The 15,234-nt window shown below is 70.3% G+C and carries 9 protein-coding genes; 6 read left to right on the forward strand and 3 right to left on the reverse strand.

The features are described from left to right. The first annotated feature begins 2 nt into the window (after positions 1 to 2). Complete coding sequence (locus tag ACQYVW_RS06780) at positions 3 to 404, forward strand: response regulator (RefSeq protein WP_434946453.1); 402 nt, start codon at positions 3 to 5, stop codon at positions 402 to 404. A 283-nt stretch (positions 405 to 687) separates the two neighbouring features. On the opposite strand, the gene ACQYVW_RS06785 is transcribed toward ACQYVW_RS06780, so the two are convergent. After that, positions 688 to 3,006, reverse strand: a complete 2,319-nt coding sequence (locus ACQYVW_RS06785; RefSeq protein ID WP_434946454.1) for an NADP-dependent malic enzyme — start codon at positions 3,004 to 3,006, stop codon at positions 688 to 690. A 588-nt stretch (positions 3,007 to 3,594) separates the two neighbouring features. On the opposite strand from ACQYVW_RS06785, the gene ACQYVW_RS06790 reads away from it, so the two are divergent. From ACQYVW_RS06790 to gltS, 5 genes are all read left to right on the forward strand, one after another. Beyond that, positions 3,595 to 4,860 carry an SH3 domain-containing protein gene (locus tag ACQYVW_RS06790; RefSeq protein ID WP_434932868.1) on the forward strand — a complete coding sequence of 422 codons (1,266 nt, stop codon included), beginning with the start codon at positions 3,595 to 3,597 and terminating at the stop codon, positions 4,858 to 4,860. A 331-nt stretch (positions 4,861 to 5,191) separates the two neighbouring features. Further along, the gene (gene dgcN, locus ACQYVW_RS06795) at positions 5,192 to 6,235 is read left to right on the forward strand and encodes an N-acetyltransferase DgcN (RefSeq protein WP_434932869.1); all 1,044 of its coding nucleotides are present in this window, start codon (positions 5,192 to 5,194) and stop codon (positions 6,233 to 6,235) included. Next, positions 6,220 to 7,239, forward strand: coding sequence for an N-acetyl-D-Glu racemase DgcA (dgcA, locus tag ACQYVW_RS06800; RefSeq protein ID WP_434946455.1), 1,020 nt, complete (start codon positions 6,220 to 6,222; stop codon positions 7,237 to 7,239). Before dgcN ends, dgcA begins: the two co-directional genes overlap by 16 nt. Further along, positions 7,236 to 8,879, forward strand: a complete 1,644-nt coding sequence (locus ACQYVW_RS06805; protein ID WP_434946456.1) for an N-acyl-D-amino-acid deacylase family protein — start codon at positions 7,236 to 7,238, stop codon at positions 8,877 to 8,879. The genes dgcA and ACQYVW_RS06805 overlap by 4 nt, the downstream gene beginning before the upstream one ends. Before the next feature lie 45 nt (positions 8,880 to 8,924). Then, positions 8,925 to 10,118: a sodium/glutamate symporter gene (gene gltS / locus ACQYVW_RS06810; protein ID WP_434932872.1), complete on the forward strand. Its 1,194-nt coding sequence runs from the start codon at positions 8,925 to 8,927 to the stop codon at positions 10,116 to 10,118. A 585-nt stretch (positions 10,119 to 10,703) separates the two neighbouring features. Here gltS and ACQYVW_RS06815 read toward each other — a convergent pair. Together ACQYVW_RS06815 and ACQYVW_RS06820 are read right to left on the reverse strand one after the other, a co-directional pair. Further along, positions 10,704 to 11,876, reverse strand: coding sequence for a serine hydrolase domain-containing protein (locus ACQYVW_RS06815; protein ID WP_434932873.1), 1,173 nt, complete (start codon positions 11,874 to 11,876; stop codon positions 10,704 to 10,706). Between the two features lie 171 nt (positions 11,877 to 12,047). Next, positions 12,048 to 15,122, reverse strand: a complete 3,075-nt coding sequence (locus tag ACQYVW_RS06820; protein WP_434946457.1) for a TonB-dependent receptor domain-containing protein — start codon at positions 15,120 to 15,122, stop codon at positions 12,048 to 12,050. Between the last annotated feature and the right edge of the window lie 112 nt (positions 15,123 to 15,234).

Raw genomic sequence — 15,234 nt, forward strand, 5'->3', positions numbered from 1 at the left:
CCGTGTCCACGCCCGTTCCAGAGGCTGTGGAACCCGCCAGACCCTGGCGGGTCCTGCTGGTGGACGATTCGCCGGACGACGCCGAGCTGGCCGAGTACGCCTTGCGCAAGGCCGGCCTGGACGTGGAATGCCAGCGCGCCTGCACCGCCGACGGCGTGGCGCAGGCCCTGCAGGCGTTCGCGCCGCATGTGGTGGTGTCGGACGTGAACCTGCCGGGCTATTCCGGCGCCGAGGCGCTGGCCTTGAGCCGCGCGCACGACCCGGCCCTGCCCTTCGTGTTCCTGACCGGCGGCACCGCACCCGACGACATTCCGCCGCCGGCCGAAGGGCTGTTGCTCAAGGACGATCTGGAGGCGCTGCCGGTGCTGCTGCGCCGGCTGCTCGGCGACGCACGGATCCTGTAGGAGCGGCTTCAGCCGCGAGCCTGCGCTGCGCTGCAACCGGATTGTCGCCATGGGACTGGCGATCGCCCCTGAAACGCTCTGACGAAAAGCGGGTCGATGCGTCCTGGCGCGGGCGCCTGCGCCAGGCGCGATACGAAATCGCCGACCTGCAGGGCGCCGACCTGGCACCGGCCGCACAGGCGGGCCGCGGTCGCCGCGGACGCTGGATTCCGCGTTCGCGGGAATGACGGTCGCAGATCGAAACGCAAGGAGGCCCCGGCCAGGGCCTCCGCGCCCAGTCGCCTCAGGCGCCGCGTTCGGCCAGGCGCTGCTTGCGGATCTGCGCTTCCACCGCGGCGATGGCGGTCATGTTGACCACGCGGCGCGGACGCGAAGCGGTGGTCAGCACGTGCGCGGGCTTGCTGATGCCCATCAGGATCGGGCCCAGCGCCACGCCGTCGGTCATCACCCGCACCATGTTGTAGGTGATGTTGGCCGCGTCCAGGTTGGGCATCACGAACAGGTTGGCCCGCCCTTCCAGCGTGGTGCTCGGGAAGATGCGGCGGCGGAAGTCGTCGTCCCAGGCGGTGTCGGCCATCATCTCGCCATCCACCTCGAGCTTCGGCGAGCGCTTGCGCAGGATTTCCAGCACCTGGCGCATCTTGCGCGCGCTCGGGTCGTCGTGGCTGCCGAAGTTGGAGTGCGACAGCAGCGCCACCTTCGGCTCGATGCCGAACAGCTTGAGCCGATAGGCCGCCTGGATGGTGCTCTCTGCGATCTGCTCTGGCGTCGGGTCGGGCTGCACGTGGGTGTCGAGGAAGAACCACAGGCCGCGGTCGTTGATCACGCCGGTCATGGCCGAGGTGCTCTGCACGCCCGGGTCGAGCTCGAACACGCTGCGGATGTAGCCGAGCTTCTTGTGGTAGCGGCCCACCAGGCCGGTGATCATCGCGTCGGCCTCGCCGCGGTCCACCATCACCGCCGCGATCAGGGTGGTGCGCGAGCGCAGCAGGCTCTTGGCCGTCTCCGGGGTCACGCCGCGGCGTTCTGTGAGCTTGTGGTAGTGGTTCCAGTAGTCGTGGAAGCGCGGGTCGTCGTCCTGGTTGGTGACCTCGTAGTGCACGCCGGCGCGCAGGCGCAGGCCCAGGCGCTGGATCCGCGATTCGATCACCTCCGGGCGGCCGATCAGGATCGGATGGGCCAGGCCCTCGTCGACCACGGTCTGCACGCCGCGCAGCACGGTCTCGTTCTCGCCCTCGGCATAGACCACGCGCTGCAGGTCGGCGCGGGCGCGGTCGTACAACGGGCGCATCACCAGCGCGGTGCGGTGGTGGAACTGCGAGAGCTTCTCGCGGTAGGCGGCCATGTCCTCGATCGGGCGCAGCGCCACGCCGGTCGCCATCGCCGCCTCCGCCACCGCGATGGCCACGATCGTGAGCAGGCGCGGGTCGAAGGGCCGCGGGATGATGTAGTCCGGCCCGAAGCAGGGGATCTCCTCGCCGTAGGCCGCGCCCAGGTCGCTGGCCTCGCTCTTGGCGAGTGCGGCGATAGCGTGCACGCAGGCCAGCTTCATCGCCTCGTTGATGCCGGTGGCGCCCACGTCCAGCGCGCCGCGGAAGATGTAGGGGAAGCAGAGGGCGTTGTTGACCTGGTTGGGGAAGTCCGAGCGCCCGGTGGCGATGATCGCGTCCGGGCGCACCGCGCGCGCCAGCTCCGGCATGATCTCGGGATAGGGATTGGCCAGGGCCAGGATGATCGGGCGCTCGGCCATGGTCGCGACCATGTCCGGGGTGAGGATGCCGCCGGCGGACAGGCCCAGGAAGATGTCGGCGCCGGCCACGATCTGCGCCAGCTCGCGCTGGTCGGTGTCGCGCGCGTACCGGCGCTTGGCCTCGTCCAGGTCGTCACGGCCGGTGTGGATCACGCCACCGCGGTCGAAGGCGGTGATGTTCTCGGGCTTCAGGCCCAGCGCCACCAGCATGTCCAGGCAGGCGATGCCGGCCGCGCCAGCGCCGGTGGTGGCCAGCGTCACGTCCTCGATCTGCTTGCCGGCGATCTCCAGCGCGTTGACCACGGCCGCGCCGACGATGATCGCGGTGCCGTGCTGGTCGTCGTGGAAGACCGGGATGTTGAGCCGCTCGCGCAGCTTGCGCTCGACGATGAAGCACTCCGGCGCCTTGATGTCCTCGAGGTTGATGCCGCCGAAGGTGGGTTCGAGGCTGGCGATGATCTCGACCAGCCTGTCGGGGTCCTTCTCGTCGATCTCGATGTCGAACACGTCGATGCCGGCGAATTTCTGGAACAGCACGCCCTTGCCTTCCATCACCGGCTTGCCGGCCAGCGGGCCGATGTCGCCCAGGCCCAGCACCGCGGTGCCATTGGAGATCACCGCCACCAGGTTGCCGCGGGCGGTGTAGTCGCTGGCCTTGGTCGGGTCGGCGGCGATTTCCTCGCAGGCGTAGGCCACGCCCGGCGAATAGGCCAGGGCCAGGTCGCGCTGGGTCAGCATCGGCTTGGTTGCGGCCACCTTGATCTTGCCGCGCGGCTCCAGCCGGTGGTAGTCGAGCGCGGCCTTGCGGAAGGCGTCTGCGGAATCGGTGCTGGCGGGCTGCTCGTCGGACATCAGTAGGAATCGACCAGGGACGGGCATTCGATTCTAGCCCTTTGCCGCAGCACCGGCCCCCTCGCAGGACCGGGACGCGACCGGCCACACCCGCCCGCATGCATCAGGGCCGCCGCCAGCCCGCGCCCCGCCCAGGCGTGGGGCCTGCCGCGCCATAGCTTCGAGCTATGCATAGCCCTCAACTGGTCAATGGTGCGCGTACCGCGGGTGTGACAAAGATGGCGGCGGTTACCCCAGCGGCATGTCCGCTGCAGACCCGGAGGCCCAGGCCATCGCTCGCCAAGGTACAGCCGTCCTGCGATGCACCCCGAGCGCGCCCTCCGTGGCCGACGTCCTGGGGGTCTTGCGAAGCAGAGGCGGCGCGCAGGCGCCCCCGGCCTGCCCTGACCGGCACCCCGCTCTCCTTCCACGGCAGGGGCTGAGCCCTGCCACGCGCCCCGGCCGGGCGGCCGTCCACCCCCAGCCGGGGCGACCGGATCGCTCCTTTGCGCCGCCGCACAGGCCTTGCGCCTGCGCCACCGGTCGCACGGCACGTCGATCTCCGGAACCAGGCAACCGCGACACCCTTCTCGACCAAAGGAGTTCGGAATGAAGAAATGCGCGCTTTTGCTCTGCACGCTGGCCTCACTGTCCTGGTCCACCGCCTGCTTCTCGCAGCATGTGCCCGCGGGCGCCGGCGATGGAGAACAATTCCTGTGGCCGGTCGACGCCTGGGTCGCCGCCGACGAGACCTATGCCTCCGGCGACCTGCACTCGGGCACGGCCGACCTGTCGGCGCCGCACTACACGCCGATCCGGCCGGCGCGGTCGGGTGTGGTGGAAAGCGTCCGTTGGGCGAATGTCGGCGGCTGGATCGTCGACATCAGCCACGATGGCAGCGTCTACAACTACACGACCACCTACACCCATCTGATCGAAAGGCCGCTGGTGGATGTCGGCGACAGCGTCGATGCCCTCGCCGGCGGCGGCACGCTGCTCGGCTACGTGGGCCGGCTGGGAAACGCGGACGTCGGCGGTCCCCACGTGCATTTCTCGATCAGGCGCGAACCCGTCGGCGGCGGCGCGACCGAACTGCTGTCGATCCCCGCCATCGACAAGGGCGACTGGGTCAGCAGCGGGAAGTACATCCCGGGTGTGTTCACGGGGCTGACGCCGATCGGCGGCGAAGCGCTGAGAACCTTCGAAGTCAGCGTGCGCGAGCCGTCGATTGCGAGGCTCTATTCGTCCAGCGCGCTGTCCTCCAGCATCGCGACGGTCGCCTATGGCACCGACCTGGAAGTGTTCGAGACCCACAACGGGGCGTACAGGGTGCTGCTGCCCGATGACAGCACCGGCTGGATCATGCACTCGGCAACCGTGCCCGCGCGCTCCAACCTGTTCAACCTCACCCGGGCCTCGGACATCATCATCCGCAGGACGCCGAGCACGGCGCTGGCGCAGATCGGCGTGGTGCCCGGCGGCACGCTGCTGACCGGGTTCGACCTCGCCGACAACGGTTGGCACCTGGTGCAGTGGCGCTGCAATGCGACCAGCAACCGTAGCGCGGACAGCGCCGACAACCGCCTGGAGCTGGGCGGCTGCCCCAATGGCGTCAGCGGCAACAAGTACGGCTGGGTGGGTTCGATCGTGCCGATGACGCACCTGTTCCACGCCAGGACGCGCAGGCCCAGCATGTCGATCTACGCCAACCAGGTGGTCGGCGGCGAGGACATGCGCAATCTCTCCTCGATCATCGGCACGTTGTCGCTGGGCGCGCGGGTCACGGTCACCGGCACCCGCAATGGCTGGTACCGCTTCACCCATGCGGGCCAGACCGCGTGGATCCGCGGATGGCAGACGGCCGGGCCGCAGTAGAGTCGGCCACGACGGGGACTGCGATCCCGGCGGGGTCCGCCAGCGGCGGTAGCGCCCTCGGCCGTGCCAGCCAAGCCGAACGCGATGGCGGAACCCCAACCGGGTTCCGCCATTGCAATGTCCTCCGGCCCGGGGCTCCGCCCTTGTTTACCGCTCCGTGGCCCAATCGTGACCGGCACGCATCGAAACGACGGGAGCACGCGGGCAACGGGGCGCCGGCATAACCCCCGGTTATGCGTGGCGGGCATCTTTTCAATGGCGGTTCGACCGGCCAGACCAGAAGATGTGGCTTCCCTTCGCTTCGCCCGCACGGGCCACAGGACGCCAAGACATGTCCACCGCCTCCGGCGCCACCGCAGATCCTTCGCGCTGGCCCCCGCCGTTCCTGCTGTACCTGGGCAATGCGCCCGACGACCTCGCCGCGAAGACCGCGCGCGGCCTGGTGCAGTTCCGGCCGGAATGGTGCGTGGGCCAGTTCCGCGGGCCGGAGTGCCAGACCAGCGTGCACGTGCCGGACATGGGCTTCGCCGAGGCGCGCGCCGCGGGCGCCAACACCATGATCGTGGGCGTGGCCAACGCTGGCGGGCGCCTGGGCCTGGATTCGGTGGCGCACATCGTCGCCGCGCTCGACGCCGGGATGAACGTCGCCTCCGGCCTGCATGAGCGCCTGACCTCGCATCCGGAGATCGTCGAGGCCGCGCGCCGCAACGGCCGCCACCTGTTCGACGCGCGCAACCCGCCGCCCACGCCGGTCGGCAACGGCATCAAGCGCGCCGGCCGCCGCCTGCTGACCGTGGGCACCGACTGCTCGACCGGCAAGATGTACACCACGCTCGCGCTGGAAACCGAGATGCGCGCGCGCGGCCTCGCCGCCGATTTCCGTGCCACCGGCCAGACCGGCATCTTCATCGCCGGCCGCGGCATTCCGATCGACGCGGTGGTGGCCGACTTCATCTCCGGCGGCATCGAGTGGCTGTCGCCCGATCGCCACGACGGCGGCTGGGACCTGATCGAAGGCCAGGGTTCGCTGTTCCACCCGTCCTACGCCGGCGTCTCGATGGGCCTGCTGCACGGCGCCCAGCCCGACGCCCTGGTCCTGACGCACGAACCGGGCCGGCCGCACATGCGCGGCCTCAAGCATTATCCGGTGCCCGCATTGCCGACCACGCTGGAGACCAACCTGGCGGCAGCGCGGCTGACCAACCCCGCGGTCGTGGCGGTGGGCGTGGCGCTCAACACCTCGCGGCTCAGCGCGGCCGAAGCCGAGCGCGTCTGCCGCGAGACCGAGGACCTGCTCGGGCTGCCCGCCCAGGACCCCGTCCGCGACGGCGTCGCACGGATCGTCGACAGGCTGATCGAATGCGTCCCGGGCTGAGCGTCGCCCACACCAGCCACGCGCTGGCCACGCCGTTCCGGATCTCGCGCGGAGTGCGGACCTCGGCCGAGGTGGTGGTGGCGACGATCCGCGACGGCGATGCCGTCGGCCGCGGCGAATCCCTGCCCTACGCGCGCTACGACGAAAGCGTGGACTCGGTGATCGCCGAAGCCGCGCGCCTGACGGAGGCGATCGCGGGCGGGCTGCAGCGCCACCAGCTGCGCGACCTGCTGCCGCCCGGCGCGGCGCGCAACGCGCTCGACTGCGCGCTGTGGGATCTCGAGGCGCGGCAGCAGGGCGCGTCGGTGGCCGCGCTGCTGGGGCAGCCCGAGCCGCTGCCGGCCCTGGTCAGCGCCCAGACCGTGAGCCTGGATACGCCCGAGCGCATGGCCGAGGCGGCGCGCGCGCTCGCGCACCTGGACCTGGTGAAGATCAAGGTCGATGCGACCGACCCGGCGGCGCAGATCCGCGCGGTGCGCAGCGCGCTGCCCGACGCGCGCCTGATCGTCGACCCCAATGAAAGCTGGACCATCCCGCTGCTGCAGTCGCTGCAGCCGGTGCTGGCCGAGGCGCGCATCGACCTGATCGAACAGCCGCTGCCGGCCGGCGAGGACGATGCGCTGCTCGGCTTCGACTCGGTCGCGCGCCTGTGCGCCGACGAGTCCTGCCATGTCGCCAGCGACCTGCCGCGCCTGCGCGGACGCTACCAGGTGGTCAACATCAAGCTCGACAAGACCGGCGGCCTGACCGGCGCGCTGGACCTGCTCGACGCCGCGCGCGCGCAGGGCTTCGGCATCATGGTCGGCTGCATGATCAGCTCGTCGCTGTCGATCGCGCCGGCCTGGCACGTGGCGCGGCACGCCGAGTTCGTCGACCTCGACGGGCCGCTGTGGCTGCGCGACGACCACGCCGGCGGCACGGTAATGCGCGACGGCCTGCTGCAGCCGCCCTCGCCTGCCCTGTGGGGCGGCCCGGACCCCCACCGCAAGGACCTTCCCGCATGACCCGTCGCGCCACGCCTGCCCGCCGCCGTCTTCCGCCGCGCCGGCTGGCGTGGTGCCTCGCCGCCGCGCTGCTGGCCGGTTGCGCCAGCCAGCCGGCCGCACCCGAACTACAGGCCGACACCCTGATCCACGGCGGCCTGCTGTTCGACGGCAGCGGCGGCGACGGACGCATCGCCGACATCGCGATCCGCGGCGACCGCATCCTCGCCGTCGGCCCCGGCCTGCGCCAGCGCTACCGCGCCACGCGCGAGATCGATGCCAGCGGCCAGGTGGTGTCGCCCGGATTCATCGATCCGCACACCCATCCCGACACCTACCTGCGCTCGCCCGACCCGGCGATGCGACGCATCCTGCCCTGGCTGCACCAGGGCGTGACCACGATCTTCATCGGCATCGACGGCAACGGCACGCCCGACATCGCCGAGGATCGCGGCAAGCTCGAGGCCGCGGGGGTCGGCACCAATGTCGCCGCCTATGTCGGGCTGGGGCCGGTGCGCACCCGCGTGCTCGGCCACGACGCGCGCGCGCCGGACGCCGGCGAGCTGGACACGATGCGCGGGCTGGTGGCCAGCGCGATGTGCGAGGGCGCGTTCGGCCTGTCGGCAGGACTGTTCTACGCGCCGCAGAGCTTCGCCCGTACCGACGAGGTGGTCGCGCTCGCGCGCGAGGCCGCACTGCGCGGCGGCGTCTACGACACCCATCAGCGCGACGAGTCGAGCTATTCGCTGGGGTTGATGGGTTCGCTGGAGGAAGTGCTGGAGATCGGCCGGCGCGCCGGACTGCCGGTGCATATCGCCCACATCAAGGCGCTGGGCGCCGATGTGCACGGACGCGCCGGCGACGTGGTCGCGCGCATCGAGCGCGCGCGTGCCGACGGGCAGCGCGTCACCGCCGACCAGTACCCGTGGCTGGCTTCGTCCACCGGTCTGGGCGCCGCGCTGCTGCCGCGCTGGGCGGTGGACGGCGGCAGGCCGGCGCTGTTCGCGCGCCTCGACGAGCCCGCCACGGCCGCGCGCATCCGCGCCGAGATGGCCGAGAACCTGCAGCGCCGCGGCGGCGCCGACGCGATCCTGATGACCGGCACCGGCTGGCCCTGGAGCGCCCGCACCCTGCAGCAGTTCGCCGACGACACCGGCATCGATCCGATCGAGGCCGCGCTGCGCATCATCCGCGAGGGCGGCACCGGGCGCATCGGCTCGGCGCAGCGGATCGCCTCGTTCAACATGCGCCGCGACGACGTGGACCTGTTCATGCGCCAGCCCTGGGTGCTCACCGCCTCCGACGGCGGCGACGGGCATCCGCGCCAGTACGCGACCTTCCCCGAGAAGTACGCGCGCTTCGTGGCCGCCGACGGCGTGATCGACCTGGCCGCCTTCATCCACCGCTCCACCGGCCTGACCGCGGAGACCTTCGGCATCGCCGAGCGCGGTTTCCTGCGTGCGGGCCACTTCGCCGACGTGCTGGTGTTCGATCCGGAGCGCTACGCGCCCAAGGCGGACTACGTGCGCCCGAACGTGCTGTCCGAAGGCGTGACCCACCTGTTCGTCAACGGCGTGGCGATGATCGATGGGGGCCAGGCGGCACATGCGCTGCCGGGGCGTATCCTCCAGCATCGCCCGCCACCGGGCACCTGCCCCTGACGCAAGCGGCCGCACGCCGGCCGCGCAATACCAGAAGGAAACCCGATGCTGCAGCTCGACGCCGTCCAGACCCTCGCCTTGGCCGGCATCGCCCTGTTCATGGGTTACGCGCTGTGCCGCGTGATCCCCGTGCTCGGGCGCTACAACCTGCCGCCGCCGGTGATCGGCGGCCTGGTGTTCGCCATCGCGGCCTGGATCGCGTACGAGCGCGACACGACCCTGTTCGTGCTCGACACCGGCCTGCAAAGTCCGCTGATGATCGCGTTCTTCACCACCATCGGCGTCAACGCCAGCCTGCGCCTGCTCAAGATCAGCGGCCGCCAGGTGGTGGTGTTCCTGCTGCTGGCCAGCCTGTTCGCGGTGGCGCAGAACCTGCTCGGCATGGCGGTGGCGGTGGGCTTCGACCTGCATCCTCTGTTCGGCGTGCTGGCCGGCTCGACCACGCTCACCGGCGGACCGGCGACCGGGCTGGCGTTCGCGCCGCTGTTCGAGGCCGCCGGCGTGGAAGGCGCCGAATCGATCGCGGTGGCCGCGGCGATGTCGGGCATCGTGCTGGGCGGGCTGATCGGTGGGCCGGTGATCACGGTGCTGATCCGCCGCTTCGGCCTGGTGTCGAGCCGGCCGCAGGACCACAGCGCCCCGGACGACGACGCGCTCGCGCCTGTGGTGACCGAGGCGCAGCGCGAGTACGGCGCGCTCAAGAGCATCGTGGTGATCCTGGTGGCGATGTGGATGGGCAGCTGGGTGAGCGCCTGGCTTTCGGCCACCGGCATCACCCTGCCGGCCTACGTCGGCGCGATGCTGGTGGGTGCGGTGATCCGCAACATCGACGATGCCACCGGCTGGATCGGCATGTCGGTGCCGACCACCGACCTGATCGGCAACGTCTGCCTGGCGCTGTTCCTGTCGGTGGCGCTGATGAACCTCAAGCTGTGGGAGCTGGCCGGCCTGGCGCTGCCGCTGCTGGTCAACCTGGGCCTGCAGGTGGCGATGGTGGCGGCGTTCTGCGTGGTGGTGTTCCGGGTGATGGGCCGCGACTACGACGCGGCGGTGATGGGCGGCGGCTTCATCGGCTTCATGCTCGGCACTACGGCCAATGCGATGGCGGTGATGCGCACCCTGGTCGAGCGCTACGGCGCGGCGCCGCGCGCGTTCCTGGTCGCGCCGCTGGTGGGCGCGTTCTTCATCGACTTCACCAATGCGCTGATCATCACCGGCTTCATCAACTTCTGGCGCTGAGGCGCGGCGTAAGGCGCGGCGGGGCCCGGCGCAGGCGCGCGGTCACGCATCGAGTCGTGATGGGGTGCGTCCCCGATGCATGGGACGCGGCGCGATCCGGGAGGACGTGCCGGTACGGCGTGCACGAAGTCACGGCGGATGGCAGCGGCCTGGCCCGGCGCGCCGGGTTCATGCATCGATCAGCGGTGTCGCTCGGCCTGGGCCACGGTTTTGCGCCGGGCCTTGGGATGACGTGGCGGCGCGACAGGTCGCCCGTATGCCCCTCCGTTGCGGCCACAACTCCAACGCCGTGGTCGCGTCGCCGCAACAGCCCTGCCGCCAGCCGATGCAGTGGTAGAGGCATTTGGCCGCAGCTGCCCGGAGCAGCGCGACGCAACCCGGGCAGCACGCGTGGAGCGCGTCGGGCGAGCCCTCGGCAACGGCGTTCGCGTTGGACATGCGCCGCAAGCGGGCGCCCTTGTGGCCTGGCCGGATCGGCGGACGATCTCGGTCGCGCCGGTGGAAGATGCGAGCGCGCGCCCGCATCGTGGCACGCGCATCCAGTCCGCTGTCGTTGGCGGCACCCGCGCTGCAGCGGGCTTGCCGCTAGCCTGCGTCGGCCGCCTGCGTGGCTGCTGGGGCGATGAAGTGCTGGTACAGCGCGCGGTTCACCTCGTTGCGCACGTCCACGCTGCGCGTGCCATTGGTGATCACCACCAGGCCGAAGCTGCGCGCGCGGTCGAAGAACATCGAGCTGAACAGCCCATGCGCCGAGCCGGTGTGTCCGACCATCTCCACCCCGGGGATCAGGGTCCGGTCGATGCGGATGGCCAGGCCGTAGTCGGAGTGGTCGTCGACCGCCACCGATGGCGCCTGCATGGCCTGCGCATGGTCCTGGCTGATCAACCGCACGCCATTCCACTGGCCGAGGTTCATGTGCAGCAGCATCCAGGTCGCCAGGTCCGGCGCGGAGATCTTCAGTCCGCCGGTGGGCGAGAAGATCGGCGCGCTGTAGCCCATGGTGTAGTCGGCCAGGCGCGCGGCCAGCGGCGCGTAGGCCTGTGGCGAGTGCACGAAGCCCTCACCGTCGCGCCAGCGGTAGATCTGCGCGAAGCGGCTGGCATCCAGCAGGTCCGGCGCATACCCGGCCTGCAGCCCCAGCGGCTGGAGCACGTGCGCGGCGATGTACTGGTCGAAACGCTGGCCGGACACGCGCTCGATGATCGTGCCGACCATGTTGTAGCCGAGGTTGGAATACTCGTAGCGCTCGCCCGGCGCGCGCTCGGCATACACCGCCTGCCAGGTCGGATTGGTCGCCGGGTTGATGATGTCGAGGCTGCCGTAACGCTGCCCGTCGGTGATCGATGAGGTGTGGTCCAGCAGCATTTTGAGCGTGATGACGCGCTCGGGGAATGCGGGGTTGCGCACCGGGAAGCCGATCAGCTCGCCCACGTCCGCATCCAGCGACAGCCGGCCCTGCTCCACCAGCTGCAGCACGGCGGTCGTGGAGAAGGACTTGGAGATCGAGGCGATCCGGAACAGGTCGTCCTGGCCGAGCGGGATCCTGGCCTCGCGGTCCTTCCAGCCGAGGCTGTTGCGGTAGACCACCGCATTGTCGCGCACCACCACCACGGCCAGGCCGACGGTGTCGTACTCGTCCATCAGCGCCTGCAGCCTGTCCTCGATGCCGCTGGCCAGCGCTGGCGCGAGCTGGGCCAGGAACAGCAAAAGGCTCGCGCACACGGCGAGGGCGCGGCGATTGCGGATGCGTGGGCTCATGGTCTCTCCGTCGGGTCTGCCGGTCATGATGGCCGGCCGTGCCATGGGGCGGGTGGTGGGCGGTGCGGCGGGTCGACTCCACCGGTCGCCAGCGCGAGCGTCACCTGCGGGAATCAGGTTGGTCCGCGCTGCCGTCACTTGCGTGGCCGGCAACGCGGACCCGGGGAGGCGTCAATCGAAATTCTTGGTCACCGTCAGGTAGTAGCCACGGCCCAGCGCGTTGTGCAGCGAGGAATTGAAGCCGAGCGCGCTCGGCGTCAGGGGCGGTTGGCGGTCGCCCACGTTGCGCACGGTCAGGCGGATGCGCGTGCCGTCGAGCATGGTCCTGGTGTCGTCGAAACGCCGCTCCAGCCACACGTTGGTCGTGGTCCAGCTCGGCACCGGGAAGTAGTTGCCGAGGTTGGACACCGCGCCGGTCGATTCGAAGCCGTCGGTGTGGTTGACGAACGCGCCCAGGCCCCAGTCGTCCTTGCGCCAGGAGGTGCTGAAGGTGGCGCGCCACACCGGCTTGCCGTTCACGCCCAGCAGGTTGCCGGCATTGCGGATGTCGAAGTTGTCGTCGATCACACCCGCTTCCTGCGCGGCGATGATGCGCTGCTCGTCCGCGGTGGCCTCCTGGGTCATCTGGATCAGCTTGGTGGCGTTGAGGCTGGCGTAGAAGGTGCCGGCGTTGTCGCTGCGCAGGCGCCAGTCGACGCCGAAGTCGACGCCGCGCGTGGTCCGCGGCAGGCGGTTGAGATAGGTGTCGTCGACGTAGTCGACCAGGCCGACCGGTGCCAGGCCGGTGCCCTCGAACAGCGCGATGCGTGCCTCGTCCGGATCCAGCCGCACCACCGCCGGGTTGGACGAGCCTTCCATGCGCAGCAGGTAGTCCAGCGCCAGCTGCGTGGCTTCGCCGAGGATGCCGATCACGTCCTCCTGGTGGATCTCGAAGTAGTCGGCGGTGAAGGTCATGCGCGTGGACTCGGGCAGGAACTTCGGCTGGAACACGAAACCGGCCGACCAGGTCTCCGCGGTCTCCGGCTTCAGGTCGCGGTTGCCGCTGCGCACCGCCATGGTGCTGTAGCTGCGGCCGCAGCGGTGCACGCCGTCGATGGTGCCGTTGCGGATATCCGCCTCGCACACGTAGTAGTCGGTGCGGCTGTTGCTGACCGTCGTGCCCTCGGCGTAGAGCTGCAGGATGTTGGGAGCGAGGAAGCTCTGCGACCAGTTGGCGCGCATCATGAAGCCATCGACCAGGTCCCAGGCCAGCGACACCTTGGGCTTGGCGGTGCCGCCGAAGTCGGAGTAGTGCTCGTAGCGGCCGGCGACCTGCAGGTCGAGCGCGCGCACCAGCGGCACTTCCATCGAGGGCGACACCAGCGGGATCGCGAACTCGGCGTACAGCGAGCCGACCTCGCGGTCTCCGGAGTTGTCGCCCGAGGGGCTGGCGCCCAGCACGTCGCTGGTGATCGCGCCGGTGAGCGGGTTGGTGTAGGTGATGCCGCCGTCGAAGCGCGGGTCGCGGTCGTCGCTCAGCGTCTCGCGGCGCCACTCGCCGCCGAAGGCGACGCCGACGTGGCCGGCCGGCAGCTCGAACAGGTCCTCGCGGATGAAGCGCGTATCGACCTGGAACAGGCTGGCCTTGCTCCTGCGCAGCACCGGCACGGTGAAGTGGTCGATCGCGGCCTGGTTCTGCGCCGGGTCCTTGGGTGCGCCCCAGTCGGCGAGGTTGCCGCCCCAGAACGGGTTGTAGGCGTCGGGCGTGCTCCACGACAGCGCCTCGGCGAACAGGGTATTGCTGATCGAGCCGTACTGGGTGTCGTCGGTGGTCGCGGCCGCGTACAGCACCGCCGCCTCCCAGTCGAAGCCGCCGACCATGCCGCGCACGCCGGCCAACGCACGGTACGACTGGTCGTCGACCTCGTACGGGCGCGAGGTGTCGGTGGGGCGGTAGCTGGTCATGCGCACGTCCAGCCCCTCCAGCGGCGCGTTGATGCCCGGCAGGCGGTTGGGGTTGAGCGTGCCGTCGGGCAGGTACATCGCGCCGAACGGGTTGTAGTAGTTGTTGCGCGAGACGATCATCGGCGCGGCGCCGAGCGGCGCGGCCTGCTCGCGCATGCCTTCGTAGCGCGAGGTGTAGTAGGCCAGTTCGCCGAAGGCGACGAAGTTGTCGTCGATGTCCTGTTCGACCGTGCCGAACAGGTTCATGCGGTCGACTTCGCCCAGGATCTGGCGCTGGTGGTTGGGGCTGAAGCGCAGCGGCCGGTCGATCGCGGTGCTCTGCGCGCCGGACATGATGCAGACGTCGTCGTTGAGCCCGGCGGTACAGCTGTGCAGGCCGACCGGGTCGATGTGGAACTGGCCGCTGCTGTTGGTGATCAGCGCATTGCCCGGGCCGCGCACGCTGCGGTTGCCGACGGTCTGGAACACGCCCCAGGCGGTGCTGGTGATGCGGTCGTCGAAGGCGGCGACGCCCTCGAACTCGGTGCCGTCCATCTGCGCCCGGCGATCCATGTTCGCGCTGTAGTCGCGCGCGTTCGCCGGCAGGTCGGTGCGGTGCGTCCAGCCACCCACCAGGGTGGCCCGGGTGCGGCCATCGTTGAACCACTTGCCGGCCTTGAAGTTGAGGTTGCCCTGGCGCAGGTCCACATCCTCGGAGCCGCCGTACTGGCCCTGTACCTGGAAGCCCTGGAAGTGGGTGTCCAGGACCACGTTGACCACGCCGGCGACGGCGTCGGAGCCGTACAGCGCCGATGCGCCACCGAGCAGCGTCTCGACCCGGCGCGTGCCGAACAGCGGGATCGCGTTCATGTTGGCGGTCTGGCGCGGCACCAGCGATTCGGTCTGGGTGCCCGGGTGCGGCACCATGCGCCGCCCGTTCACCATCAGCAGGGTGTTGCCGGTGCCGAGGTTGCGCAGGTTGATCGAGCCAACGTCGCCACGCGCGGCGTTGAGGTTGGACGCGGTGTCGGTGTTGTTGAACATCATGTCGCCGACCTGCGGGATCGCCTGCAGCAGCTCGTCGCCCGAGATCGCGCCGGTGGCCTCGATCCGCTCCTCGTCCATCACGATCACCGGCGAGGGGCCCTCGGTGCGATTGCTCGCCAGGCGGCTGCCCACCACGACCACCGAGTCCAGGTCCGTTGCGGTCGGGGTCGTCGGCTCTGCAGCGGCGGCTTCCTGCTGCTGCGCGAAGGCCATGCTCTGGAGCGTCGCTCCGAGGACGAGGCTGAGCAGCGTGGGCCTGGCGAAACGATGGTGCATGGTGCGGACTCCTCTGGGAACTGTTCGGCGCGCGCGGTGGCGCCCTGACCTGACTGTAATGACCTTGTGAAGATGCGATCCCTCGCTTTTTGAACTCGGCCCATAGCGGCAG

It is taken from the genome of Luteimonas campi (assembly GCF_051162505.1).
GTDB lineage: Bacteria > Pseudomonadota > Gammaproteobacteria > Xanthomonadales > Xanthomonadaceae > Luteimonas.